This is a genomic window from Kitasatospora putterlickiae (assembly GCF_039527695.1).
Lineage (GTDB): Bacteria > Actinomycetota > Actinomycetes > Streptomycetales > Streptomycetaceae > Kitasatospora > Kitasatospora putterlickiae.
This window is the reverse complement of the sequence record NZ_BAAAKJ010000019.1, coordinates 44,554-45,357: the sequence shown is the minus strand read 5'-3', so window position 1 is coordinate 45,357 and position 804 is coordinate 44,554. Positions and strand designations below refer to the sequence as shown.

The window sequence follows — 804 nt, the reverse complement described above, 5'->3', positions numbered from 1 at the left end:
GCGATTACCGAACGTCAGGAGTCCCGTCATGACCGAACCGTCGTCCGCCCCGACCGAGGCGCCGGTGACGACCGTCGCCTTCGTGCTGTACCCCGGCCTGACCCCGCTGGACATGGTCGGCCCGCTCCAGGTCATCGGCGCGCTGGCCGAACTCGTCCCCGGATTCCGCACCGTCGTGGTCGGCGAGCGGATCGAGCCGATGGACAGCGACATCCCGCTGAAGCTGGTGCCCAGCCACACCTTCGAGGACATGCCCGACCCGTACGCCCTGATCGTGCCCGGCGGGTTCCAGCCCACCCTCGCCGCGATGGCCGACGAGGGCCTGTTGCGGAAGCTGCGCGAGGCCGCGGCCCGCGCCGAGGTCGTCGGCTCCGTGTGCACCGGCTCGCTGCTGCTGGGGGCGGCCGGGCTCCTGGAGGGGCGCGAGGCCACCTCGCACTGGATGTACCGTGACCTGCTCGCACGCTTCGGGGCGACCCCGGTCGCCCGGCGCTGGGTCGAGGACGGTCCCGTCATCACCGCCGCCGGGGTCTCGGCCGGCGTCGACATGGCCCTGCACCTCGTCGACCGCCTCGCCGGCCGCGAGGCCGCGCGCACGGTCCAGCTGTTCCTTGAGTACGACCCCGAGCCGCCGCTCGGCCCGGTCGACTGGACCCCGGTCGACGCCGGCGCCTTCGTTCCCTTCGCCGAGGAGAACCTGCGGGCCTCCCTCGCCGACCACCCGGCGCTGCTGGCGCGCCTGACCGGCTGAACCTCCGCGCGCCGTCCCGGCCCCGACCGCGCTCCAGCCGCGCGGGGCCGGGG

Annotated in this window: 1 protein-coding gene; it reads left to right on the top strand. The window is 74.8% G+C overall.

From position 1 onward, the window contains the following. The first annotated feature begins 28 nt into the window (after positions 1-28). Positions 29-751, top strand: coding sequence for a DJ-1/PfpI family protein (locus ABD308_RS02185; RefSeq protein WP_344324611.1), 723 nt, complete (start codon positions 29-31; stop codon positions 749-751). Positions 752-804: the final 53 nt, after the last annotated feature.

What these genes read in the sequence shown, in the direction of transcription:
- ABD308_RS02185 (WP_344324611.1), top strand. Translation starts at nt 29, where the DNA reads ATGACCGAACCGTCGTCCGCCCCGACCGAGGCGCCGGTGACGACCGTC.